The 21,900-nt window shown below is 48.0% G+C and carries 24 protein-coding genes and 1 tRNA gene; 13 read left to right on the top strand and 12 right to left on the bottom strand.

The features are described 5' to 3' along the window. The first annotated feature begins 158 nt into the window (after positions 1-158). Genes PRUTH_RS12085 through PRUTH_RS12075 form a run of 3 tightly spaced genes read left to right on the top strand, consistent with a single transcriptional unit; the run spans position 159 to position 1,832 of the window. Positions 159-416: a hypothetical protein gene (locus PRUTH_RS12085; RefSeq protein ID WP_045979317.1), complete on the top strand. Its 258-nt coding sequence runs from the start codon at positions 159-161 to the stop codon at positions 414-416. An 11-nt stretch (positions 417-427) separates the two neighbouring features. Next, the gene (gene pnuC, locus PRUTH_RS12080; protein ID WP_138547108.1) at positions 428-1,051 is read left to right on the top strand and encodes a nicotinamide riboside transporter PnuC; all 624 of its coding nucleotides are present in this window, start codon (positions 428-430) and stop codon (positions 1,049-1,051) included. Then, a complete protein-coding gene (locus tag PRUTH_RS12075) occupies positions 1,044-1,832 on the top strand; it encodes a phosphotransferase (RefSeq protein ID WP_151173363.1) in 789 nt (262 codons plus the stop codon). The genes pnuC and PRUTH_RS12075 overlap by 8 nt, the downstream gene beginning before the upstream one ends. Here the strand turns inward: PRUTH_RS12075 and PRUTH_RS12070 are convergent. Beyond that, positions 1,818-2,000 carry a helix-turn-helix domain-containing protein gene (locus PRUTH_RS12070; protein WP_022943453.1) on the bottom strand — a complete coding sequence of 61 codons (183 nt, stop codon included), beginning with the start codon at positions 1,998-2,000 and terminating at the stop codon, positions 1,818-1,820. The genes PRUTH_RS12075 and PRUTH_RS12070 overlap by 15 nt on opposite strands. A 414-nt stretch (positions 2,001-2,414) precedes the next feature. Here PRUTH_RS12070 and PRUTH_RS12065 point away from each other — a divergent pair. Together PRUTH_RS12065 and PRUTH_RS19145 are read left to right on the top strand one after the other, a co-directional pair. Next, positions 2,415-2,489: transfer RNA gene (locus PRUTH_RS12065), tRNA-Arg, on the top strand. Positions 2,490-2,572: 83 nt separating this feature from the next. Further along, positions 2,573-2,722, top strand: a complete 150-nt coding sequence (locus tag PRUTH_RS19145) for a hypothetical protein (protein WP_170268942.1) — start codon at positions 2,573-2,575, stop codon at positions 2,720-2,722. Here PRUTH_RS19145 and PRUTH_RS12060 read toward each other — a convergent pair. Then, a complete protein-coding gene (locus tag PRUTH_RS12060; RefSeq protein ID WP_151173362.1) occupies positions 2,709-3,419 on the bottom strand; it encodes a hypothetical protein in 711 nt (236 codons plus the stop codon). The two genes, PRUTH_RS19145 and PRUTH_RS12060, sit on opposite strands and share 14 nt — an antisense overlap. Positions 3,420-3,485: 66 nt before the next feature. Further along, positions 3,486-4,448 carry a zinc transporter ZntB gene (gene zntB / locus PRUTH_RS12055; protein ID WP_022943456.1) on the bottom strand — a complete coding sequence of 321 codons (963 nt, stop codon included), beginning with the start codon at positions 4,446-4,448 and terminating at the stop codon, positions 3,486-3,488. Positions 4,449-4,628: 180 nt separating this feature from the next. Between zntB and PRUTH_RS12050 the strand changes: the two genes are divergently transcribed. The 3 genes from PRUTH_RS12050 to PRUTH_RS12040 are packed head-to-tail and all read left to right on the top strand — an operon-like array spanning position 4,629 to position 7,019. Continuing rightward, positions 4,629-5,057, top strand: coding sequence for an ATP-dependent zinc protease family protein (locus PRUTH_RS12050; RefSeq protein ID WP_130144689.1), 429 nt, complete (start codon positions 4,629-4,631; stop codon positions 5,055-5,057). An 8-nt stretch (positions 5,058-5,065) separates the two neighbouring features. Further along, entirely contained in the window at positions 5,066-5,971 is a 906-nt protein-coding gene (gene rimK, locus PRUTH_RS12045) for a 30S ribosomal protein S6--L-glutamate ligase (RefSeq protein WP_045979320.1), read from the top strand. Further along, positions 5,931-7,019, top strand: coding sequence for a succinylglutamate desuccinylase/aspartoacylase family protein (locus PRUTH_RS12040; RefSeq protein ID WP_371741512.1), 1,089 nt, complete (start codon positions 5,931-5,933; stop codon positions 7,017-7,019). The genes rimK and PRUTH_RS12040 overlap by 41 nt, the downstream gene beginning before the upstream one ends. 30 nt (positions 7,020-7,049) lie before the next feature. Here PRUTH_RS12040 and PRUTH_RS12035 read toward each other — a convergent pair whose 3' ends face one another. From PRUTH_RS12035 to recQ, 4 genes are all read right to left on the bottom strand, one after another. Beyond that, complete coding sequence (locus PRUTH_RS12035; protein ID WP_130144693.1) at positions 7,050-7,610, bottom strand: mechanosensitive ion channel domain-containing protein; 561 nt, start codon at positions 7,608-7,610, stop codon at positions 7,050-7,052. Positions 7,611-7,682: 72 nt separating this feature from the next. Further along, positions 7,683-9,359, bottom strand: coding sequence for a POTRA domain-containing protein (locus tag PRUTH_RS12030; RefSeq protein WP_151173361.1), 1,677 nt, complete (start codon positions 9,357-9,359; stop codon positions 7,683-7,685). A 48-nt stretch (positions 9,360-9,407) separates the two neighbouring features. Continuing rightward, positions 9,408-9,698, bottom strand: a complete 291-nt coding sequence (locus tag PRUTH_RS12025) for a DUF3630 family protein (RefSeq protein WP_130144697.1) — start codon at positions 9,696-9,698, stop codon at positions 9,408-9,410. 27 nt (positions 9,699-9,725) lie between these two features. Next, on the bottom strand, positions 9,726-11,543 hold the full coding sequence (gene recQ / locus PRUTH_RS12020; RefSeq protein WP_022943463.1) for a DNA helicase RecQ: 1,818 nt from the start codon (positions 11,541-11,543) through the stop codon (positions 9,726-9,728). A gap of 111 nt (positions 11,544-11,654) precedes the next feature. Here recQ and PRUTH_RS12015 point away from each other — a divergent pair, with 111 nt between their 5' ends. Then, positions 11,655-12,107, top strand: a complete 453-nt coding sequence (locus PRUTH_RS12015) for a thioesterase family protein (protein ID WP_022943464.1) — start codon at positions 11,655-11,657, stop codon at positions 12,105-12,107. A 58-nt stretch (positions 12,108-12,165) separates the two neighbouring features. Continuing rightward, entirely contained in the window at positions 12,166-13,095 is a 930-nt protein-coding gene (rarD, locus tag PRUTH_RS12010; RefSeq protein WP_045979326.1) for an EamA family transporter RarD, read from the top strand. 53 nt (positions 13,096-13,148) lie between these two features. Here the strand turns inward: rarD and PRUTH_RS12005 are convergent, their stop codons facing one another. Next, positions 13,149-13,523, bottom strand: coding sequence for a MaoP family protein (locus PRUTH_RS12005; RefSeq protein WP_130144699.1), 375 nt, complete (start codon positions 13,521-13,523; stop codon positions 13,149-13,151). A 93-nt stretch (positions 13,524-13,616) separates the two neighbouring features. Here PRUTH_RS12005 and PRUTH_RS12000 point away from each other — a divergent pair, with 93 nt between their 5' ends. Beyond that, positions 13,617-14,474, top strand: a complete 858-nt coding sequence (locus PRUTH_RS12000) for a LysR family transcriptional regulator (RefSeq protein WP_022943467.1) — start codon at positions 13,617-13,619, stop codon at positions 14,472-14,474. A gap of 155 nt (positions 14,475-14,629) precedes the next feature. After that, complete coding sequence (locus PRUTH_RS11995) at positions 14,630-15,556, top strand: porin (RefSeq protein ID WP_151173360.1); 927 nt, start codon at positions 14,630-14,632, stop codon at positions 15,554-15,556. A gap of 97 nt (positions 15,557-15,653) precedes the next feature. On the opposite strand, the gene recG is transcribed toward PRUTH_RS11995, so the two are convergent. From recG to asnC, 3 genes are all read right to left on the bottom strand, one after another. Next, complete coding sequence (recG, locus tag PRUTH_RS11990; RefSeq protein ID WP_257220931.1) at positions 15,654-17,729, bottom strand: ATP-dependent DNA helicase RecG; 2,076 nt, start codon at positions 17,727-17,729, stop codon at positions 15,654-15,656. A gap of 65 nt (positions 17,730-17,794) precedes the next feature. Beyond that, positions 17,795-18,490, bottom strand: coding sequence for a tRNA (guanosine(18)-2'-O)-methyltransferase TrmH (trmH, locus tag PRUTH_RS11985; RefSeq protein ID WP_151173359.1), 696 nt, complete (start codon positions 18,488-18,490; stop codon positions 17,795-17,797). A gap of 50 nt (positions 18,491-18,540) precedes the next feature. After that, on the bottom strand, positions 18,541-18,999 hold the full coding sequence (asnC, locus tag PRUTH_RS11980) for a transcriptional regulator AsnC (RefSeq protein ID WP_151173358.1): 459 nt from the start codon (positions 18,997-18,999) through the stop codon (positions 18,541-18,543). Positions 19,000-19,157: 158 nt separating this feature from the next. Between asnC and asnA the strand changes: the two genes are divergently transcribed. Further along, positions 19,158-20,150 carry an aspartate--ammonia ligase gene (gene asnA / locus PRUTH_RS11975; RefSeq protein ID WP_151173357.1) on the top strand — a complete coding sequence of 331 codons (993 nt, stop codon included), beginning with the start codon at positions 19,158-19,160 and terminating at the stop codon, positions 20,148-20,150. Positions 20,151-20,212: 62 nt separating this feature from the next. On the opposite strand, the gene PRUTH_RS11970 is transcribed toward asnA, so the two are convergent. Further along, the gene (locus PRUTH_RS11970; protein ID WP_151173356.1) at positions 20,213-21,832 is read right to left on the bottom strand and encodes a flagellar assembly protein A; all 1,620 of its coding nucleotides are present in this window, start codon (positions 21,830-21,832) and stop codon (positions 20,213-20,215) included. Positions 21,833-21,900: the final 68 nt, after the last annotated feature.

The raw sequence follows: 21,900 nt of genomic DNA, 5'->3' as shown, positions 1-21,900 counted from the left end.
CTTTGTGAGCAGTAACAGGCTAATTGCCATAATTCATCATTTTTGTGCTCGCTATGGCCGTCAGTGATTTATGCGAAGGACAAAAATATCCCCAAGGGTGTTTGGCTTATGTTAGCGACAGGCTACAATAGCGGCTTTATATTTCCCAAGGTAGGCCCATGAAACTGACAGTAGAAATAAGCAAGTACCCATTGCATCAAGACTATATCCCCTATATTCAAGATTTCATTGACCGCCTTAATGCGCATGGCGATATTAAAGTGATCACCAATACCTTATCAACTCAGGTGTTTGGCGATTATGACACCGTGATGTCAGTGGTGAGTGCAGAAATTAAGCGCTCCTATGAAACCTACGGCAAGGCTATTTTTGTGTGTAAGTTTCTATGCGGTGATCTCTCTCCTGAAGCGAGTTAAGAGGCGTAAAGATGGAAACTCTGAGCGCTATTATTGCCGGATTCAGTGCCATGTCGGTGTGGGAATACGTTGCTGTGGCATTATCCATGGCTTACTTGCTATTGGCTATGAAAGAGAGTTTGTGGTGCTGGCCGGCGGCTTTCATTAGCACCTTAATCTATACCTTGATGTACTGGAACGGCGCTTTATTAATGGAGTCGGCGCTACATTTTTACTATATGGGTATGGCGGTGTACGGTTGGTGGGCATGGCGCTATGGTCGTCAAAATTGCGCCCGCCAAGGCATTACTTCATACACTGTCCAGCGTCACGCAGTGGTAATCGCTGCCACGACGGTGGTCGCCCTCGTGGCCGGGTATATTATGGATAACTACACCCATGCTGATTACGCCTACCTGGATAGTTTAACCACCTGTTTTGCGGTGGTAACGACCTATTTGGTGGCACAAAAAGTGTTGGAAAACTGGCTATATTGGGTGGTTATTGATGCCGCATCTATCTACTTATATGTTGCTAAAGGGTATTATCCGACAACGGTGCTATTTGTGTTTTACACGGTGATGGCGGTGGCCGGCTATCTGCGCTGGCGGGCGCAATACCAGCATAAAAGCACCACAGGAACGGCCTATGCCTAAATCTGTTGCCTCAATTAATAGCCTAGTGCGGCGTTATAAACCCAGCACGCGCATTGAACAAATTACCTATTTGCCACAAGGTGTGAGCAACGAAAACTATCGTGTTGATACCGCAGAGCAATCGTGGCTGGTTAAATTTTATGCCAAGCCATTACCCCACGAGGCAATTGCGGCTCAGCGCCGCTTAGCCAAACAGGCTGCTTGTCCGGCGCCCTTGTACGTCGATGAAGCGCATCAAGGGGCTATTTTTCATTATGCGCCGGGTAAGGTGCCAGAGCAGTTTGATGTCAGCCAAGCTGTGAAGTGTTTACAGCTCATCCACGCCCAACCATGCAGCGGGCCATACCTTGATTTGCACGTCGAGCTCAAGCGCTATGAGCATCAGCCTTTTTACCAAGCATATGCGCAGGCGCTGCATCAGGTTGTCACTGATACTAAAATGCAATCTGAAGATATGCGCTTTTGTCACAATGACTTAATTCGGCAAAACATTATTAGTTACTTAGGATGTTGGCAGTGCATCGATTTTGAATATGCTCAGCCCGGCGACCGATACTTTGATCTCGCCATGCTGAGCATTAGTTTCTCTCTGACTGAGGCACAACAGCACGCGTTGCTAAGTGAGTACTTTGGCAGTGAGCAACGCATCGACTGGATTAAGTTTACGGCTATGCAGAAGTTAGTCGCGGCGCTGAATTATTTTTGGTATCGAGCGAATAACACTGCGCATCGAGTGGATGAAGCCAAACTACAACTCGATGAGATTCTAAATGCCACCTAGGCGCTGTGCCAACTCCTTGTATCTTTCCACGTCGCTTTTATCGAACATTGGGTCACCGTTATCATCTTGGCTTTTGGCAATGAGCAAATGCTCACGGGCAAGGCGTTTTACGCGTTCAATTTTTACACCAAGGTATTCGGCGACTTGTTCTGCAGTCATCAAGTTCATAGGGGCTCCAAACAGCATATAAATAGTAGTGTACATACAGTGAAACAGGCGCTGTTCTTCTCAATAGCTGTGCGCTTTTATAGCGGCAGCAAGCCAACAATACTGAAATAAAAAGATGATGATATCTCAGCCCACTTACAGCTTGTTGAGGGAAGTTAACAGCAAATTTGCAACACAGTAGATATAAGTAAAGTTCAAGATAGCAGGATTGCCAGAGAAAATAACGCAAAAGTATGAGTCAAATGTAAATACCTTGAATGCCAAGGCGAAATTGCATCATGAGCGAGTGAAATTTAATCGTATTGCTCGGTGCTGAGTGACAGCTGCTGAAAATATCGCCATATGATCAGCTAGGGCTAGTATTTACCTTGTGATGCCTTTACTATAAGCGCTGTCTGAACACACAGACACTGCGCTCTCGTGGTGAAATGGATATCACGTGGCCCTCCGGAGGCCAAGTTCTAGGTTCGATCCCTAGCGAGAGCGCCATTTCTTTCTGTTAATATTACCGCCGTTAAATCAATCACTATCCCTCTTTCATATTGAGCGTGTCATTTTTGTGAGTGACAGTCATGAGCTATCAGCCTATGCCATGCAGTCAATATCATGCACTAGAACAACTTTGCATGGCGCTGCGCCAAGTCAATGTGCAGCTATATTCGCATGAGTCGTTCATCGCTCCAGTGCACCTAGATACCATCAAAGCGATTAACGCGCTTTAAAGACGCTTAACAATCGCTTGCCTAAGGTATAAATCACTTGCTTAGTATGGATGGGAATAATCACAAATAGTCCCATGCCAGCATGAAAGTCAGGATTCATTTTGCAGTAAAAGGCAATCTCTTTTTTATCACTGGCGTGAAAGGCCGCAAGCTCCGAGATGCTGTAATTACTTGCACGGTTCACAGGCTTTAAACAACGAAGAGAGCCGCCAGGGCTTACTCTTCCCTCTGCGTTAAAGTGCTCAAACAGCGCGTTGGGACTTCTGCAATCTGGGTGTGGCCAGATAATTGCTACATGCTTGGCGATGGCCCGGTACATTGCTGGACTGAGCATTGTATCGGCATAATACACAGCGCACCAAGGACGTGTAAGCCAGTAGCGAATACTGTGATACAGGGAAAAGGAGAAGGTATTGCCACCGTTTCTATATTGTGGGTAAAAAGCTGCAGAGGCTCGTATTACCGTGCTTTTGTCGTGCCGTGTGAAGGTTAACAGGCAATAGCCAACCAGCGTGCTATGGTCAAAATAAAGCCTGAGCTTACGCTGACATGCCTTGGGGTCATCAAAATAGTATTGCATGTACTCATCAGGGCTGACCCCGGCAAAGCTAGCGGCGATCACTTCTTTAAGCGCTAGCCGCTGCGCGCTACTAAGCCACTGGGTCTGCTGATCTAAATCGCGTATTTTTAAGCTCATACGTGGGCTACATCCGTGTGTGAAAGGGTAACGTGGCAAGCTAAGCAGACCACGTGGGTAGGCTTTTTATAGCCATTTTTTCATACGAAAATACAAAGCGACGGCGGCGGTTAATATCACTAGAGCGAGAACAAACAACGGGAATGCCGCTGCTGATTCCGTTCCAGGAATTCCGCCAATATTGACGCCCAGTAAACCGGTAAGAAAGCCCAGGGGTAAAAACAGCGCTGCTACCACTGACATCACATACATACGCTTATTAAGTTGGTCGGATACTTGGCTGGCGACCTCTTGTTGGATTATCTGGGCGCGCTCAATATTTAAATCAAGTTCTTCTAAGTAGCGCAGCAGATGGTTAATGGTTTCATTGATGCGCGGTGTATCACTGTCAGCCAACCAACTTGGCTGTTGACTCACAAGCGCGCGCAGAGCCTCCTTTTGTGGTCTGATATAGCGCTTTAAGCCGATAGTTTGGCGGCGCACCTGTGATAGTGCATTGTGATCGTGTGCTCGTTGGCTATCAACATCTTCTTCAAATTGGTCAAGTTTATCTTCGAGTTCATCTATCACACCTTGCATTCGCGAGGTTAAATTTTCGCACAATTGGCATACCAGTGCTGAGGTGGTACTCGGCCCTTTGCCTTTACGTAAAGATTCAGCAAGGGCATTCACCGACAGCAGGCGACGGTGGCGCGTAGAGACGATAAGTTGTTCACTAACGAACACGCGAATCGATACCATATCATCAGGACTATCTGCCGGGTTCAGATTGACGCCACGCAAAAACAATAAATGGCCACTGTCATCGCTGACAATACGAGGGCGTGTTTCATCGGCAATAAGGGCATCATGTGCAAATTCACTTAATGGTACCGCTGCCAAGTATTGCTCAATATCATCTTGGCAGTAATCAAGATGTAGCCACAGCACACCATCACTGGGCTTCCACTGCTTAATCGCTGATTTTTCAGTTAATTGTTCAGCGCCGCCTTGAGCGTCTAACACTAAGGCATGAATCAAAGCTGACATAACACCTTCACTTTCAATACAGAATGTTTCTTCTATCCTTGTCTATTATCGCTACAAGATCAATGAATAGTCTTTATCGACGCGAGTAATTTAATTCACTGTTCTTTATCGATAATTACCGTATAAAGCGGCTTTTACTATTGCGCTCCTCGCCGTTGGAGCATACGAGTGACTTCGCATATGACAAATAAAATAACAGTAGGTTGGCGTGAGTGGCTAGCCCTGCCTGAGCTGGGGATTGATAAAATCAAGGCTAAGGTCGATACCGGTGCCCGTACTTCATGTATTCATGCTTTTCGAGTTGAGGAGTTTACACAAGAGGAGCAGGTCTGGGTGCGGTTTTGGGTTCATCCCATTCAAGACGACAACAACACAGAGATACAGTGCCAAGCGAAGGTGATAGATCAGCGCACCGTTACTGACTCAGGTGGGCATCAGGAGCAGCGTTATGTCATACAGACGCAGTTACTTATTGGCGGCCAACAATGGCCCATTGAAGCAACACTCACAAATAGAGACACCATGAAATTTCGTATGCTATTGGGGCGTACAGCCATGGCAGGGCGTATTGTTGTAGACCCTGAATTGTCACACCAAACACAATTATAAGGTTTATTATGAAAATCGGCATTTTATCACGTAACAAGTCGTTGTATTCCACTCGCCGTTTAATTGAGGCGGCGCAGCAGCGTGGCCATGAAGTGCAGGTATTGGATGCTTTACGCTGTTACATGAATATCAACTCGCAAGAGCCGGAAGTACACTATAAAGGTCAAAAACTAGAGGACTTCAACGCCATTATTCCGCGCATCGGGGCTTCTGTTACGTTTTATGGCTGTTCAGTGTTACGGCAATTCGAGATGATGGGGGTGTACCCTGTGAATGAATCCGTTGCCATCACCCGCTCGCGCGATAAATTGCGTTCTTTACAGCTACTATCACGTAAGGGAGTGGGTATGCCGGTAACCGGTTTTGCATCCAAACCCGATGATGTCAAAGACTTGCTTGAGATGGTGGGTGGCGCTCCGGTTGTTATCAAGCTGCTAGAGGGGACACAAGGGATTGGGGTGGTGCTTGCTGAAACACGCAAGGCGGCCGAGAGTGTGATTGAGGCTTTTATGGGCCTGAAAGCACACATCATGGTGCAGGAATATATCAAAGAAGCTGGTGGGGCCGATATTCGTTGCTTTGTCATCGGCGATCGTGTTATAGCGGCGATGAAGCGCCAAGCCCAAGAAGGTGAATTTCGCTCCAATTTACACCGTGGCGGCAGTGCCAGTTTGGTACGGATTACTCCAGAAGAGCGTAAAACAGCAGTGGCCGCCGCTAAAGCAATGGGGTTAAATGTAGCTGGGGTTGACTTACTGCGCTCTGAGCGTGGCCCTTTAGTGATGGAAGTTAACTCTTCACCAGGACTCGAAGGAATTGAGTTAGCGACAGGAAAAGATATTGCTGGCATGATTATTCAATTTATAGAAAAGAATGCTAAAGAAAAGAGGACAAGAACCCGTGGCAAGGGCTAAAAAGAATCAGGCATTTACGCTGTTAGGTGAGCAAGTCGCACCTGGGCAGCGGCGCACCTTTGAGCTTGAAGCGGCCAAGCTATATACCCACTCACCACTGACCATTAATCTTGAGGTGGTTAACGGGGTAGAAAGCGGTCCGGTATTGCTGGTGTGTGCAGCAATTCACGGTGATGAGCTCAACGGTGTTGAAATCGTGCGACAAACCTTAGCAAAGGTTGATGCCACGCAACTGCGTGGCACCTTAATTGCTGTGCCTGTTGTCAATGTGTTTGGTTTTATCCATAAATCTCGCTACCTTCCCGATAGGCGCGATCTCAATCGCTGCTTCCCAGGCTCGCAGCGAGGATCTGTGGCGGGGCGTATGGCGAATACGTTTTTTAACGAAGTGGCGATGCATTGCAGCCATATCATTGATTTGCATACAGGTGCTATTCACCGCACCAATTTACCGCAGATCCGAGCCGATTTAAGCAATGAGGAAACGGCAAAAATAGCCAATGCCTTTGGTACGCCAGCGGTGATTAATGCCTCGCTACGAAACGGCTCACTGCGCAGTGAAGCGGCAGAGCTTGGGATCCCGGTGATCACGTACGAAGCTGGAGAGGCGCTACGTTTCGATCCCATCGCTATTGCTGCGGGTGTGCAAGGGGTGGAAAACGTCATGCGTAAACTGAGGATGCTACGAGGTAAGCGGGTTCGCAAGCAGGCGGAGCCGGTTATCGCCAGTTCTACCAGTTGGATCCGGGCCGAAACAGATGGCATTATCCGCGCTCAAGTATCCCTTGGCGAACGCGTGAGTAAAGGCCAAGTGTTGGCTTATATCAACAGCCCGCTAGGGGATAGTGAATGTGCGATTTTAGCGCCGCGCAGTGGCATTGTGATTGGACAACAAACCATGCCTTTGGTGAACGAGGGCGATGCTATTTTTCATCTTGCTTATTTTGCGCATGCCAACTCGTTGGTTGAGCAACAGCTAGAGACATTTATTGATGAAATCAGTGACATGGATGATGAGTTAAAAACACCTGAACTTAACAATGAATAACAGGCGCAATTGCGCCTGTTGGCATTTGTTTTAAGGTTTATTTTTAGGTGCCAGTATGCGCCGTGTAGGCTTGGTTTTTTGTGGCGGTTTGTTCAGTACCATCACTGGCCGGGTTACAAATAAATTATTGGGGTAGAGAACACGATGACCCTCTAGGTGCTCTAACACCACGTTCATCAACCCCATTTCAATAATCCGTCCTTCTATGAAGTTGGCGCCATCAATCACCTTGACCCAGTTGCCGACCCGGCAATCATTTTGTACAAACATCAGCAAAAATGATGTCAGATTTGAAAGCAAAGACCAACCCGCAAACATCGCGACGCCAAGCATTGCAAACAGGCTTGAGCCGACCACTAATAGCCCGCGTAACTCGATGCCCCAGAATACCAATAGGATGCACAGCAGGACAAAAGCAAGCAGCACCTTGAGTAACAATTGCGCGCGTTGTTTGCGATGAGGGTCGACTCGACCCCGGATCGTTTTGTTAAAAATTTTTAGCTGCAAGCGCACCAATAAAGGGAAAAGCAGCAGCACCACAAGGGTAACCAGCCACTTATAATGTTGAGTAAGAAGATCAACCAGCGCCACAGATATGTTCCTTATAAAAACAAGTTGTTAAAGCCGCTGTATAGCATGGAAACAGCCATCAGCAAAGTGTATTTAGAAGGATTTCTTCACGGTCACCAACCACTGGACGGGGTCGACATCATTTGGGCGGTTGATAGCTCTGGCGACATCGATATGAATAACCGTTCCGGCGTTGGCGCGACTTGGTGCTAAGCGTAAACCAACCCCATAGTTGTGGCGAAAGTGGGTGTCATTGGCGGGATTGCTGTTGGTAAACCAGGCTTGTCCTGCGTCATAAAAAGCAGCCCCACCGACGCGAAATAACTGCCATAGGTTATATTCCCAATAATAGCGCTTCTCAATGCTAAGCAGTGCTCGCCGATTCCCTTGCTGATAATGCTGCGGGTATCCGCGCAGCCCGGAATCACCACCTAGTGTAAGCTGGCGGTCCAAAGTTAACCCTTCAGCGCCATCTATACGCGCCTTTACATACCACGACTGAGCATCATCACTATTAAAGAAATACTCAGCTTGGGTGCCAAAAAATAGATTCTCAGCAGTAAACCCATCTTCGCGTAGCTGACCTTGTACATCCACTGACCAACGCCACAGACTCTGCTGATTAACGTAGTGGCTGCGCTGCACACGAAAGTCGAGTACCAAACGGTTAGTATCGCCACCCAGAGATTCGCCTGAATAACCTAAAGTAGTATCGATTTGCCAGCCTAAGTTCAAATCTTCGGTGCGCGTGATAGAGTCGATATTGTGTACTTTTACATAATCGTCTTGTAACCAGCTGACTCTTAGATAGGGATAGGAAAGCGTACGCTCTTCGGCAAGAGGTAACACGGTTTCATCTATCGCATCAAACCGGTCTTTTTGGTAGCGATAACCGACGATGGTGCGCTGTGTCCAATTCGGGGCTGGGGAGCTTGAAACCCCATAAAACAGATGGCTAGAAGAGGTATGTTGCGAGAACTCACTGATCTCTTCACCGCGATCATAGAGCTTCTCCTGACGGCGGTTACTGCCATTGGCAACCCCATAACTGTGTTTTGTAGACAGCGCATAAAAAGGATAAGTGACCGACAGCCAATGGCGCTTACCGTCACTGTTATCTGCATACTCAAGACGACCGCGATAACGACTGCCGAGAATATTCGGATCGTCATAGGTAAATTCGTAACCACTGCGCTCTTCATCATTGGTGCGTACTAAGGATACGCGCTTACCCCAACCAAGGAAGTTACTGTCACGAAAACCAAACGTGGATCGGTTCTCACCTCCGCTGCGGCTAAAGCTAATCTCTGGCAACAAAGTCCAGAGCTCACGGGTTTCGACTTTCACATCCACAAACTCGTCGCACCGCGTTTGCGCACTGATCCGAGCGTCATATAAATAGCCTTGTTGACGCAGCAAACGTTCTGACTCGCGTAATTGTTGTGGGCTGTAGCGATCGCCTGGTTGGAACAACAAAATATTCTCTAACACTTGCTGTTCAGTCATCACATGCATGTCGTTGGCAAGGCGGAACAGCCAGTTATTTTCGTCGTCTAATTCGGTGTTAAAGATATTTTGCTGGCTAAAGCTAATGTCTCCAATCCGTCGGCTAGGATTGGCATCAGGAAGGGGAGCTTTGTCCTCGAGTTGACGCGATAGTAAGTGGTTACTTTGCACTTGGGACTGTTCATTCTTGCACTTTTCCTGCTGCGCGGGAACAGCACTGGAGAAGGCGGCTAGGGTACTCAGTAGAACGAATAGTCGATTCATTTAACTCACTTTTTTCCATATCGTGAATTAAAGTGTATCGCACATTTATTAACTTGCGCTTAAATAATTTCCTAACTCGGTTAACTTACCTTGCGCCTCAACCCCTGTGGCGCTGATCCAAATATTGTCGCCATAATGTTCAAAATGCAGCTCAAAAGGAAGCTGTTCAAAGCTAAAGCGCAGCATGTGCCTGTCTACACCTTGTTCAAACTCACCGATGGCAATGGCGTCATGATGCAAGAAAATACGGCCCCAAAAATCGAATTCATCAGCGCTGGGCATCACATCAGGAGTAATGATAATAACGTGGTGTTGGCTATCTATAGCGAGTTGGGTCACAGTTAAGCTCTTATATGGTATTGGCGATTATTCGGGTGACAGATGATTACGAATTAAAGTCATAAAGGCACTGCCGTACTTACTGAGTTTAGTGAAACCCACACCCGATACTTTTAAAAACTCGGTGTCATTGGTAGGCATAAGTTGCGCCATTTCCGCTAGGGTTCGGTCATTGAATACCACATATGGCGGCACATCATCATCGTCCGCTAGTTGCTTGCGCAAGGCGCGCAATTTAGCAAACAGCTTTTTATCGTAATTGAACTGGGCCAGCTTATCTTGATAAACGTGCTTGGCTTGTAAACGTGGCTCAGCAAGTTGTAACTGATATTCGCCCTTGAGCACCGGTCTGGCTGCTTCGGTAAGGTGTAGTACCGAACCTTGGGTAATATCTTGATGCAGTAAGCCCTGATGAATGAGCTGGCGCAAAATACTGAGCCAATATTCGCTGCTGTGCTCCTTGCCTATGCCGTAGGTACTTAAGGTGTGATGGTTAAGATCCCGGATACGCTGAGTGTTGGCGCCACGCAGTAACTCGACGATATAGCCCAGCCCGAATTTTTGTCCGGCGCGATACACACAGGATAGCGCCTGTTGCGCCACCACGGTGCCATCAAAACGCTGTGGCGGATTTAAGCAGATATCGCAGTTACCGCATGCCTCGCGCTGGTATTCACTAAAATAATTAAGCAGTATTTGTCGTCGGCAGGTTTGCGCTTGGGCAAAACTGGCCATGGCATTGAAACGTTGCTCTTCGACGCGGCGGCGCTGCTCATCGTCAATGTCTTCAAAAAAGCGCCTAACTCGAGGGACATCCGCCGGGTCAAAATACATAATGGCTTCTGCGGCCAAACCATCCCGTCCGGCTCGGCCGGTTTCTTGATAATAAGACTCGATGTTTTTAGGAATATCATAGTGCACCACAAAGCGCACATTGAGTTTGTTGATGCCCATGCCGAAGGCCACGGTGGCGACCACAATTTGAATATCGTCTTTGGCAAAAGCGTTGTGCACAAAGTGGCGCGATTCGTTACTCATGCCAGCGTGGTAACCGGCGACATTAAAACCTGCTTCACTGAGTTTTTGGGCCAAATCATCAACGCGCTTGCGGCTAGTGCAGTAGATGATGCCGCTTTGCCCACTTTGGGTGCGCAAATAGCGCAGCAACTGAGTGAAAGGTTTAAACTTTTCTTCCAAGGTGTAGCGAATGTTTGGCCTATCGAAGCTGCCAATATGGATATAGGGCGAGCGTAGCCCCAGTTGATTGACAATATCGACACGAGTGGCGCTGTCGGCGGTGGCAGTAAGTGCCATCATCGGTACATGGGCAAAGCGCTGTTTGAGTTCACTAAGGCGGAAGTAATGGGGACGAAAATCATGCCCCCAGTGAGACACACAATGTGCCTCATCAACCGCAATCAGGCTGATATTTAAATAGCCAAGACGCTGCATAAACTCATATTGCAGCACTTTCTCCGGAGCAACATAGAGTAGTTTTATTTCGCCGTCATGGAGTTGCTGATAGATGAGCTGCTGCTGTTCACGAGTCAGAGAATTATTAATATAAGCCGCTTTGACCCCTTGGGCGTTGAGCTGAGTCACCTGGTCTTGCATCAAGGATATTAATGGTGAAATGACCAAGGTTAGCCCGGGTAATAACATTGCCGGCACTTGGTAGCATAACGACTTGCCACCGCCTGTCGGCATGAGCACTAAGGCATCCTGAGCGCCAAGCACGGCGTTGATCACCTGCTGTTGGCCCTCGCGAAATTGGCTGTAGCCGAACACGTCGCGCAGGATCTGCTCAGGCGTTTGTTCGGAAAATAATGCGGATACACTGCTCATGGCCGCCTATTCTAGAGTCTTTTATTATTCCTGTCTGCAACTGCCTTGCTCTTTGCTTAAAAATGCATCTTCAGATAGGCTATAACTCATCTTACCAGTTGAGAACAGACTATGGATAAAGCTCAAGCCCTGAATAAGCTAAGCCAGTTATTTGCGCAAATGCCGTTTAACCAGTTATTGGCAATGGAGATCAAGGAGCTGGACGGCGAGTCGGCGAGCATCGAATTGCCATGGAGCGCGCAGTTAATCGGTAACCCGCAACAGCAAATACTCCATGGCGGAGTGATTTCGTCGTTGTTAGACACCGTAGGTGGATTGCTTGCTGCGGCATCGGTGATTGATAAATTTGGCCCGGCAGAAATGCTCAGCGCACAATCCCGGCTGGCAACCTTAGGCACCATCGATTTGCGCACAGACTATTTACGCCCGGGCAAGGGTGAGCGTTTTATTGCTACGGCTATGTTGATTCGCTCGGGTAACAAGGTGTGTGTTTGTCGTATGGAGCTGCATAATGACCAAGGTGTGCAAATCGCTTATGGTACAGGCACTTATTTAGTCGGATAAACTAGCCCTTCAACAATGCGAGGCGTAGAATAGCGTTTTTACCGTTTGGGTTAGTGTTATGTCATCCGATGCTCAAGCCAAAAAAGGCATGCTATTCGCAGCCTTGGCGTTCACTATGTGGGGCGTTGCCCCGGTTTATTTCAAACAGTTGCTCGCTGTACCCGCTCTGGAAATCCTTGCCCATCGTGTGATTTGGTCGGTGCTATTTTTGTTGTTAGTGGTGGCAGTGTTGCGTCAGTGGCGTAACGTCCAAGTGATTATTAAACAGCCAAAATACTTACTCATGCTGGTAGTGAGTGCCACCTTATTAGGGTTCAACTGGGGCTTGTTTATTTGGGCGGTGAACAATGACCACATGCTCGATGCCAGTCTTGGCTATTACATCAACCCGTTACTGAACGTATTGCTCGGTGTGACTTTTTTATCTGAGCGCTTGCGCAAGTGGCAGCTATTTGCGGTGGCTTTGGCGCTCACTGGGGTGGCCATTCAGCTGATCAGTTTCGGTTCGTTTCCGGTGGTGGCCTTTGCGTTGGCTGGCTCCTTTGCCACCTATGGTTTAATTCGTAAAAAGATGCCCGTTGAATCATTACCTGGGTTATTACTTGAAGCGGTTATCTTATTCCCGGTGGCCCTGGCTTATTGGTACTTCTCAACGCCCACAGCAAGCTCCGATTTAATGGTCAATAGTTGGCAATTAAATACCTTGCTGGTTAGCGCCGGTATTGTGACCACCTTACCGCTACTGTGCTTCACCGCTGCTGCTAAGCGGTTGCAATACACCACTATCGGCTTTTTCCAATATATTGGCCCAAGCCTGATGTTTTTATTAGCCGTGGTCTTTTATGGCGAGGTATTTGATGCTGAGCGCATCGTTACCTTCGCCTGTATTTGGGCTGCATTGCTGGTGTTTAGTTGGGATTCATGGCGCTTTAGCCGCAACGCTCGCGCGCAGCAGCAAGGCACCGTCAATCGCGCCAGCTTGCGTTAATTTTTTAAACTCGCCCACGCCTGCTAATGGTTGGCATGGGCGTAAAGTGTGGTTTAATCGAGATCGTCGCTATCGATTTCTACTTCCACTTCAGGAGCGTCAAAGCTGCGTTTACGACCAAACAAGGTGAAAAAACGAGCCTTACTGGTCGTCAGTTTTAAGTACTTTATCCACGCTTTCTCGACTGGATTGATGGGCGTGGATACGCCAGTCGTGGCTGCAACGAAGTGCGCTTGCGTGTCGTTAATGGGTTCAACCGTTTTTTCTTGCAAAGCTTTTAATAAGCGTCCATGTTCTTCTAAAATCTCCGATTCTAGTAGCGTAAAGTGGCCACTGCGGCTGAAACCGCGTGGGAACTTTTCATCGTTATAGAATTTGTGATCGCAAGCAAAGGCTTTGCGTAATTCGAACAATTGGTGCGCCGTCATAGCTAGCTCCTAATACAAGGGAAATCGGCTGGAGTATGGTACACAAGCGTTGTTTTTTTAAACAAAAAATTTTTATCGTGAGGATAAACACGAGTGGATATCGATTTACTGAAGACGTTCATTGAGGTCGCGCGTACTCGCCACTTTGGCCGCGCTGCAGAAAACTTATATATCACGCAGTCAGCGGTGAGCTTTCGTATTCGTCAGTTAGAGCAAAGCTTGGGCGTCAATCTATTTCTGCGCCAACGCAATAACATCCAGCTGACTGCTCCGGGGGAGCGTCTGTTACCTCACGCTAAGCTGATTGTCACCGGAGTACAGCGTGCCAAGCTGGATGTGGCGCTGGCAGATAACATGCGCCGTCAATTGGCACTCAGTGGCACAGCGAATATTTGGGATGCTTTTTTACAATTTGGTATTGCCCATATTGTCTCGGCTATGCCGGGCATCTCCTTGGTCGCAGAAGTTAAAAATCAGCAGGAGAGCACCCGGCTATTACTCGAACGCACCTTAGATATAGCGGTGCTGTTCGATTTACCTAAGGTCGATGAGTTATGCGTTGAACCAATTTGCACACTGGATATTATTCCGCTGTCGAGTTATGCCGATGCGACTGCTGAGTCTTTTTTTGATAACCAATATGTATTCGTGGACTGGGGGACGGCATTTTCGCTGTGGCATGCCCGCAATTTTGCCAATTCGGCACCGCCTTATTTTCGTACCAGTACAGGACGTATCGCCTTAGAGTTGATTTTACGTTGTGGCGGTAGTGCCTTTGTGCCAAGAGTGCAAGCGCAGCAATATCTGGAATCGGGAGAGCTCTTCTTAGTTGAAGGAGTGCCGCAGACCTCGCGAGAAGTGTTCGTCGCCTTTCATAAAGACAATGAACAAAAAGACTTAATTGAAAAGCTCCAACAGCAGCTACAATTAATCGGTGAAGAACTCACATAAACATCATTATTTAAGCGTTGAATGTGAAGCTTAAATGTCACCTCGGTGACACTTTGTTGAACTTTAAATGTCATTTGTCATATTTCTGTAATTTAACACTGGCAGACTGCAGGCGTTTTAATTATGTGTTGCGATTTTTAACTGAGGAAACGACTATGAGATTTGCTCCTTCTGCACTAGTGCTCGCTGTGGCGGCTGGGTTGCCTTTTTACGCATCGGCTGATGTCAATATTTACGGTAAAGCGAATGTAACAGTGCAATCATCTGATGAGGGTGAGGGATCATTCACTGAAATCAAAAGTAATGCGTCTCGCCTTGGCTTTAAAGGCTCAGAGGGGATTGCTGATGGCTTGGACGTAGTTTATAAACTTGAGTTTCAGGTTGATTTGTCTGACGCTGATTCAAAAGGCGATAAAGACAACATCACTGCACGTAACCAATACGTCGGTCTTAAAGGTAACTTTGGCCAAATCGTGATTGGTCGTAACGATACCGCGCTAAAGCAATCGCAAGGTAAAGTTGACTTGTTCAGTGATCTTGAAGGCGATATTAAAAACGTATTCAAAGGTGAAAATCGCTTAGGTGACTCGGTTACATACACCTCTAATAGCCTCAATGGTTTTAAAGTTATTGCCAGTTATATTGCTGAAGACGATACCGATGCCGACAACGGCTATTCGGTTGCCTTGACTTATGGTGATCAAGGCCTGAAAAAATCCAACGTGTACGCCGCAATTGCCGCTGATAGTGAAGTAAAAGGCTACGACATTTTACGTGCTACTGTGGGCACTAAAGTCGCAGGAATAAAGCTCGGTGCCATGTACCAAACACAAGAGCCCGCAGCAGGTGGTGAAGACAGCGACGGCTTCTTAGTAAGTGCAGCATATGCGATTGATAAAACGGTATTAAAAGCGCAATACCAAACCATGGATTTTGCTGGCAACGACCGTAATGCGATGACCGCTGGCGTTGATTACAAGTTTAATAAAAGTACCAAGTTATTTGGCTTTTATACCAAATTTGATGACGATGCGAGCGCTGATGAAGACTATTTAGCTGTAGGCATGGAATACAAATTCTAAGCTTTGCAGATGAAAAACCCGCCCATTTGGCGGGTTTTTTGTTGTCTAAATACAGTGAGTAGCACACTTATAATGCTTTGATACAGGTATAGCTCCATCACGCCTGGGCGTAGGCAGAGCGATCGCCTAACCAGCGCCAACACAATGCCTTGGCTACCTCTGGATGCTGTATTAGAAGCTGTTTGGCGAGCGGACGAAGGTTGTTGATTAAGGATTTGTCGCGCTCTAAATCCGCCACTTTAAAATCGGTCATGCCGGTTTGTTTTGTGCCCAACACTTCCCCTGGTCCACGAATTTGCAAATCGCGCTCGGCAATAACAAAACCATCGTTGCTATCACGTAACACTCCTAGGCGCTGCTGCGCAGTATGTGACAAAGGGGCATGATAGAGCAGCACACAATGGGAGGCTGCCGCGCCCCGGCCAACACGACCACGGAGCTGATGTAATTGCGCCAACCCTAAGCGCTCGGGGTTTTCTATGATAATTAGGCTGGCATTGGGGACATCAACACCCACTTCAATCACTGTCGTTGCCACTAGCACATCAAGTTCGCCGTCTTTAAACTCACTCATAACGCGTTGCTTTTCATCCGCCTTTAGACGACCATGAACTAGGCCAATACGCAGCTCAGGGAGGCGCTCACGAAGCTCTTCGGCGCTTAATTGCGCGGCTTGACACTGCAGCGCATCAGACTCATCAATCAGGGTACACACCCAGTAAACTTGTCTACCTTGCTCTTGTACCGCTTTGTGCACACGCGTTATGACATCGTCACGTCGGCTGTCGGGAATAGCAACGGTGGTAACTGGCGTGCGCCCGGGGGGCAGCTCGTCGATAATCGATGTTTCCAAATCAGCATAAGCGGTCATCGCTAAGGTGCGAGGGATGGGGGTGGCGGTCATCACCAATTGGTGTGGGTAGCAATCGCCAAAGCGGCCTTTCTCACGCAGTGACAAGCGCTGGTGGACGCCAAAACGGTGTTGCTCATCAATTATGATCAACGCCAGGTTATTGAATTGCACCTGATCTTGGAATAATGCGTGGGTGCCAATAATCATTTGCGCCTGGCCACTTTGAATATCGCTCAGGGCGTGCTCACGTGCTTTGCCTTTGGTTTTACCACCCAGCAGGGTAACTTGAATACCGCGCGGGGTAAACCAACGGCTGAAGTTTAAAGCATGTTGCTCGGCGAGAATTTCTGTCGGCGCCATGAGCGCCACTTGGTAACCTTGAGCGATGGCACATAAGCTTGCCAGTGCTGCCACTAAGGTTTTCCCTGAGCCAACATCGCCTTGTACCAAGCGCATCATTGGATACGGCTGCTGCATATCCGTTTTAATCTCTGCCACTACGCGTTGCTGTGCTGACGTCGGCGTAAACCCTAAAGACGCTAAAAACGGCTGCTCTAAGGCATTATTTGGCGCCAAGGCCACGGCCTTATGTGCTTGCCCCTGTTGCCTTAGGGCCAACAAGCTGAGGTTATGGGCCAGTAACTCTTCAAATGCCAGACGTTGCTGCGCTGGATGTTCACCGAGCTCTAAAGCTTGGGTATCGCTATCAACCGGTGGTTGGTGAATAAAGCGAATGGCATCGGCGAGTGACCAACCTGCGGGACGATACTGTTGTGGCAGTAGCTCTTCTATCGGCGCGCGATTCAAGGCCTGCAGCGCTTGAAGCATTAGGTTGCGCAATGACAGTTGTTTTAGTCCGTCGGTGGTGGGGTAAATGGCGCTTAAATGTGTTTGTGTGGGGAGGGCTTCGGGGCTGTCACTAATATTGTACTCAGGGTGCGCCATTTCCAGCCCGACTTTAGCGCGGCGCACTTCACCAAAACAGCGGATCACTTTGCCCTCTTGCATGGCGTTTTTTTGCGCCGCAGAGAAGTTAAAGAACCTGAGTGTCATGCGTCCGCTGCCATCATTAATATGGCACACCAACATCCGCCGGCGACCAAAGGTAATGTTGGCGGATTCAATGGTGGCCTGCACACACACATGGGTATGGGGCAGAAGCTCGCAGATGGGAACAATGCGGGTGCGGTCTTCATAGCGCAGCGGCAAATGAAATAGCATGTCTTGCACGCTACGAATGCCAAGCTTGGCAAGGCGCTCGGCCATTTTTGGGCCAACGCCTTTGAGCTCGTTAATGGGGTAGGTGTTCAGGCTTGGCAAATGGCATGTCCTTCAAACAGTTATAACCTAAGTGTACTGACTGCAGGGCCTTGCTTTCAAGTCACTTAGCGCTGACGTTTGTAGCGTAAGGTATCCCAGAACTGTTCATTGGCAATAATTTCACCGTTCTCGTCAAGAGTTGGGTAGGGGAGTCCCTTTTCTTTGCATTGCTGGGCAATAATAGGGTGACATCCTTCGAACAGTAAAGTGTGCTTGATTTGTGGATTGAGCATATCGCGTTCATACAAGCCAGCGGCTTCGCGTTGGCGCTGTGCCTCGTATAGGATTAACGCTGCAGCCACAGAGACATTTAGAGACTGCACCATACCGCGCATTGGAATAACGATATGTTTATCAGCATGGGCAAGCGCTGCATCGGAAATACCCTCGCGCTCTTGGCCAACAATCACGGCGGTGGGTTGGGTGTAGTCAATATCACGATAGTCGACGGCGTCACTACTGAGGTTGGTGGCCAGCAACTGCACTCCAGGGATCTGCTCACGAATACTGCCAACAGCCTGGTCAATATCGTCATGCATATGGGTGTGCACCCAGTTTTTGCTACCGCCGGAGGTGTTATTGGTGAGACGACGCTGCTCTTTAGGCCAGACCGCATGAATATGGTGACAACCGACAGCGTCGGCGGTGCGCACGATGGCCGAAAGATTATGGTGTTTATGCACTTCATCTAAGCACACGCTGAGATCGGTTTGTCGTCTATCTAAAACTTGTTTTACTCGGTGGTAACGCTTTTCGCCCATAGCCCATCTTTGCTGTTACAAAAAAGTGCGCCGATTATACGCCAATGTGGCTATGGGGTCACACTACGATTAATAGGGTTTTGCAAAGAAATCAGCGTTTCGGTTGACTGAATTGCTTCAATCGCTTGCACTTTATTGATCAGCACGTCTTGTAAGTGCTCGATGGAGCGCGCCATCACCTTAATAAAAATACTGTAATTACCTGTGGTGTAGTAGGCCTCGACTACTTCTTCGAGCCCACGCAATAGCTCTAAAGTATGGGGGTAGTCGCGGGCATTGTTGAGGTTAATGCCAATAAAGCAACACACATCATACCCCAGGCGTTTAGCGTCAACACGTACCTGGGTGCCGGTGATCACTCCGGCTTGGCGCATTTTTTCTATGCGCACATGAATGGTCCCAGCACTGACTCCGCATTGTTTCGCCAATTCGGCGTAAGGGGTGCGGGCATTACTCATCAAGCTCTTAAGGATGGATTTGTCTAAATTGTCGAATCGATAATTTTCCATAGCTAAAACACATAAAAAATAAATGAAATCTAATATATTTCAGTTAAATTGATTTCTATTTTTAAGTAAAGCTCTTTTTGTTAAATGGTATTGAATAAAACTCTCGCTGAGGTATGGTTTTTATATCGAACAAAGCAGCAGCAATGGGAATGAGGACCATGAGCACAGAGTATATTCAACAACAGCAGCAAATTAGTACGGTTAAACAGGTATTTTCACAGCACTTAGCAGCGGCTTTGAATCTTGTTGAGGTGCAGGCGCCGATTCTTGCCCAGGTAGGAGATGGCATTCAAGATGAGCTCAGTGGTCATGAAAAGGCCGTCGCCGTGCAGGTGAAAACCCTGCCTGAGCAACGTTATGAGGTGGTGCATTCATTAGCGAAGTGGAAACGTAAGACCCTCGCTGATTACGGCTTTGCGGTGGGCTCGGGATTGTACACACATATGCGGGCCTTGCGCCCAGACGAAGAGCATCTAAGCCCTATCCATTCAGTGTATGTTGACCAGTGGGATTGGGAAAAGGTGATTTGTGAGCGTAGCGAGCGCAGTTTAGCGACGCTAAAGGCCACTGTTGAGCAAATTTATGCTGCCATTAAAGCGACAGAAACCTATGTCGGTGAGCAGTTTGATATTGCTCCTTACCTACCTGAAAAAATTCATTTTATTCATGCCGAGAAGTTGCGTCAGGCATACCCAGATCTAAGCGCGAAAGAGCGGGAGCGTGCGGTTTGTAAGCAGTATGGTGCAGTCTTTCTCATCGGCATCGGTGGTAAGCTCGCAGACGGTCAACGTCATGACGTGCGCGCCCCGGATTATGATGATTGGTCTACTCAAGGAGATGAGGGGTTGCCTGGACTTAACGGCGATATCTTAGTGTGGAACAAGGTACTTGAAGATGCATTTGAGATTTCTTCCATGGGGATTCGGGTTTGCCCCGAGTCATTACTCACTCAGTTGGAGTTGAGCGAGCAAAGCCACAAAACGCAACTGCCTTGGCATCAAGCCTTGCTTCATAAAAAGCTACCACAAACCATTGGTGGCGGTATCGGCCAGTCTCGTTTAGCAATGTTGCTTTTGCAAAAGAGTCATATTGGTCAAGTACAGGTAGGAGTATGGCCTGAGCAGCTAAAACAACAGCAAGCCTTATTGTAAATCTTGTGGTTAGCGTGCTGAGCCTCGTTATGAGTAATGGGCTAGGCACGCTTTTTTGCTGTTTAGGAGGTTTTAAACTCAACCTCTATTTTGCTTTTCTCTAGTTTTACAACGCAGGGTGGGTACTGTCTGGCTGTTTTCAGTACCTTGTCAAAGATATGAATCTCAACGCCGGAATTTAAGCGTTGATGGGCGACAAGATTGGCGCCATCAAGCAGTGAGTGTAAGGTGTTATCTAAGCTAGACAGCTTAGTTTCAAGCTCATCTGCTTGTTGTACTAGAGCCAGTTGTGTGGCGCCAATTTTTTCAATGAGTTGCTTTTTCTTTTCCGCGTCTTTAATCGCTTCGGCTTTCTCTAATGCATCTTGCAACGACGCGAGTTTATCGTCAGTCTGCGAAAGTTGCTGCACACAAGCGTCATTGTCAGCGGTAATATCCGCGCCTCGGGCAACTAGATTAATGCGCATCTTGGCCCCCGACTCACTACCAATTTCACCGGCTTCAAGGCGGCAGGCATCGAGTACTTCGCCACCAAAGAGCTTACCATTTGGGCTCTCTTCTGGCCCCACTATGAGGCTTTCTAGGGCTTTTAATTGGCAATGGCTAGCTTGGCGTTCGATATAGATATTGGTGGCTTCTAGGTAGCAATATTGGGCGTGGCTGATATGTAAATTACCGCCTGCATTAATCTGGCAAGTAAGCTCGGCGTCATTTTGCTGGTGATTAGGGTGCCCAATGGTGCCTTGTTTGATGGTGATATCACCGGTGGCATTGAGAATGCCTGATTCCACCGTGCCCAGTACGCTAATTTCACCCTTAGCGGTGACGCGCATACCCGGCTCAACGTTATGGGTGATCACCACAGAGCCATCAAAATCGATATGGCCGCTTTTGACGTTCACTTCTTTAATCGTGAAAATATCGTCAACGCGCATGCCATTGGGAGATTCCACGGGCACACCAGAAACAGTCGCGCGCAGCTCCAGTGGGTTATCCGGATTGAGTTCGGTCCCCTCTCCGGGGGTTAAAGACAGTTGCTCACCAGGTTTGGCTTCAAGCACATCGCCGGTGACGGTGAATCCCTCTTTCCCTGGAGTTGCAGGCTTTTGGATCATTAAAATGGTGCCAGGCTGAACACTGGCAAGTTTGCCAAAGTCGCGCATATCAACCGTGCCGTCTTCGCGGCGTTTAGGTTTATTAATGCGATCTTTTAGGGTTTGTGTTTGCTTGACTAGTTCGCTGGGCTGCCCATCAACGGGTAAGCGTCCACGTGCTAATGTGCCTTTCACTGAGCTACCAGGAGCCAATTCGAATTGCTGTTGTAAAAGTTTTTCTAAAAGCGCCTGCTGGTAGCCTCGGCGTACACCCGCCACCACAATGGCCTTTTTGCCGGCTTCCAAATCGAGGGCTTTGCCCCCTTGCGCTGTGGTTAGCCGTCCCATCGCTGACATTTTATCGTCGCTGATGGTGACCTCTAACGTGGCATCTACGCGCTTACCGACTACGATACTCGGACCTGATTCTTCACCGCTGTAAAACTTATCGAGGTGCTCGTCGTCCACTTTACAGCCAGCAAATTCGGATTGCCGTAATGCTTCTAGCATGGCTGCTTTTGATGGTGGCGCCGGTGTCTCCTGCGTCACATTAAACAGCACATTGCCATTGTGGGCCAATTTAAACACAAATAATTCCTTGCAAGCACACGACTTTATTAAGTTTTATCCTACTTTATGAGATTTACAAGGAGAAT

The sequence above is a fragment of the Pseudoalteromonas ruthenica genome (assembly GCF_008808095.1).
GTDB lineage: Bacteria > Pseudomonadota > Gammaproteobacteria > Enterobacterales > Alteromonadaceae > Pseudoalteromonas > Pseudoalteromonas ruthenica.
The sequence above is the reverse complement of the archived record's forward strand: the minus strand, read 5'-3'. Positions and strand labels throughout refer to the sequence as shown.

Excerpts from the sequence above, each read along its gene's own strand:
- rimK (WP_045979320.1), top strand. The coding sequence starts at position 5,066 with ATGAAAATCGGCATTTTATCACGTAACAAGTCGTTGTATTCCACTCGC.
- PRUTH_RS12030 (WP_151173361.1), bottom strand. The coding sequence starts at position 9,359 with ATGAATCGACTATTCGTTCTACTGAGTACCCTAGCCGCCTTCTCCAGT.
- PRUTH_RS12050 (WP_130144689.1), top strand. The coding sequence starts at position 4,629 with ATGACAAATAAAATAACAGTAGGTTGGCGTGAGTGGCTAGCCCTGCCT.
- pnuC (WP_138547108.1), top strand. The coding sequence starts at position 428 with ATGGAAACTCTGAGCGCTATTATTGCCGGATTCAGTGCCATGTCGGTG.
- PRUTH_RS12005 (WP_130144699.1), bottom strand. The coding sequence starts at position 13,523 with ATGACGGCGCACCAATTGTTCGAATTACGCAAAGCCTTTGCTTGCGAT.
- PRUTH_RS12060 (WP_151173362.1), bottom strand. The coding sequence starts at position 3,419 with ATGAGCTTAAAAATACGCGATTTAGATCAGCAGACCCAGTGGCTTAGT.
- PRUTH_RS12015 (WP_022943464.1), top strand. The coding sequence starts at position 11,655 with ATGGATAAAGCTCAAGCCCTGAATAAGCTAAGCCAGTTATTTGCGCAA.
- PRUTH_RS12085 (WP_045979317.1), top strand. The coding sequence starts at position 159 with ATGAAACTGACAGTAGAAATAAGCAAGTACCCATTGCATCAAGACTAT.
- trmH (WP_151173359.1), bottom strand. The coding sequence starts at position 18,490 with ATGGGCGAAAAGCGTTACCACCGAGTAAAACAAGTTTTAGATAGACGA.
- zntB (WP_022943456.1), bottom strand. The coding sequence starts at position 4,448 with ATGTCAGCTTTGATTCATGCCTTAGTGTTAGACGCTCAAGGCGGCGCT.
- PRUTH_RS12070 (WP_022943453.1), bottom strand. The coding sequence starts at position 2,000 with ATGAACTTGATGACTGCAGAACAAGTCGCCGAATACCTTGGTGTAAAA.
- PRUTH_RS19145 (WP_170268942.1), top strand. The coding sequence starts at position 2,573 with ATGAGCTATCAGCCTATGCCATGCAGTCAATATCATGCACTAGAACAA.
- asnC (WP_151173358.1), bottom strand. The coding sequence starts at position 18,999 with ATGGAAAATTATCGATTCGACAATTTAGACAAATCCATCCTTAAGAGC.
- PRUTH_RS11995 (WP_151173360.1), top strand. The coding sequence starts at position 14,630 with ATGAGATTTGCTCCTTCTGCACTAGTGCTCGCTGTGGCGGCTGGGTTG.
- asnA (WP_151173357.1), top strand. The coding sequence starts at position 19,158 with ATGAGCACAGAGTATATTCAACAACAGCAGCAAATTAGTACGGTTAAA.
- PRUTH_RS12075 (WP_151173363.1), top strand. The coding sequence starts at position 1,044 with ATGCCTAAATCTGTTGCCTCAATTAATAGCCTAGTGCGGCGTTATAAA.
- recQ (WP_022943463.1), bottom strand. The coding sequence starts at position 11,543 with ATGAGCAGTGTATCCGCATTATTTTCCGAACAAACGCCTGAGCAGATC.
- PRUTH_RS12040 (WP_371741512.1), top strand. The coding sequence starts at position 5,931 with ATGCTAAAGAAAAGAGGACAAGAACCCGTGGCAAGGGCTAAAAAGAAT.
- rarD (WP_045979326.1), top strand. The coding sequence starts at position 12,166 with ATGTCATCCGATGCTCAAGCCAAAAAAGGCATGCTATTCGCAGCCTTG.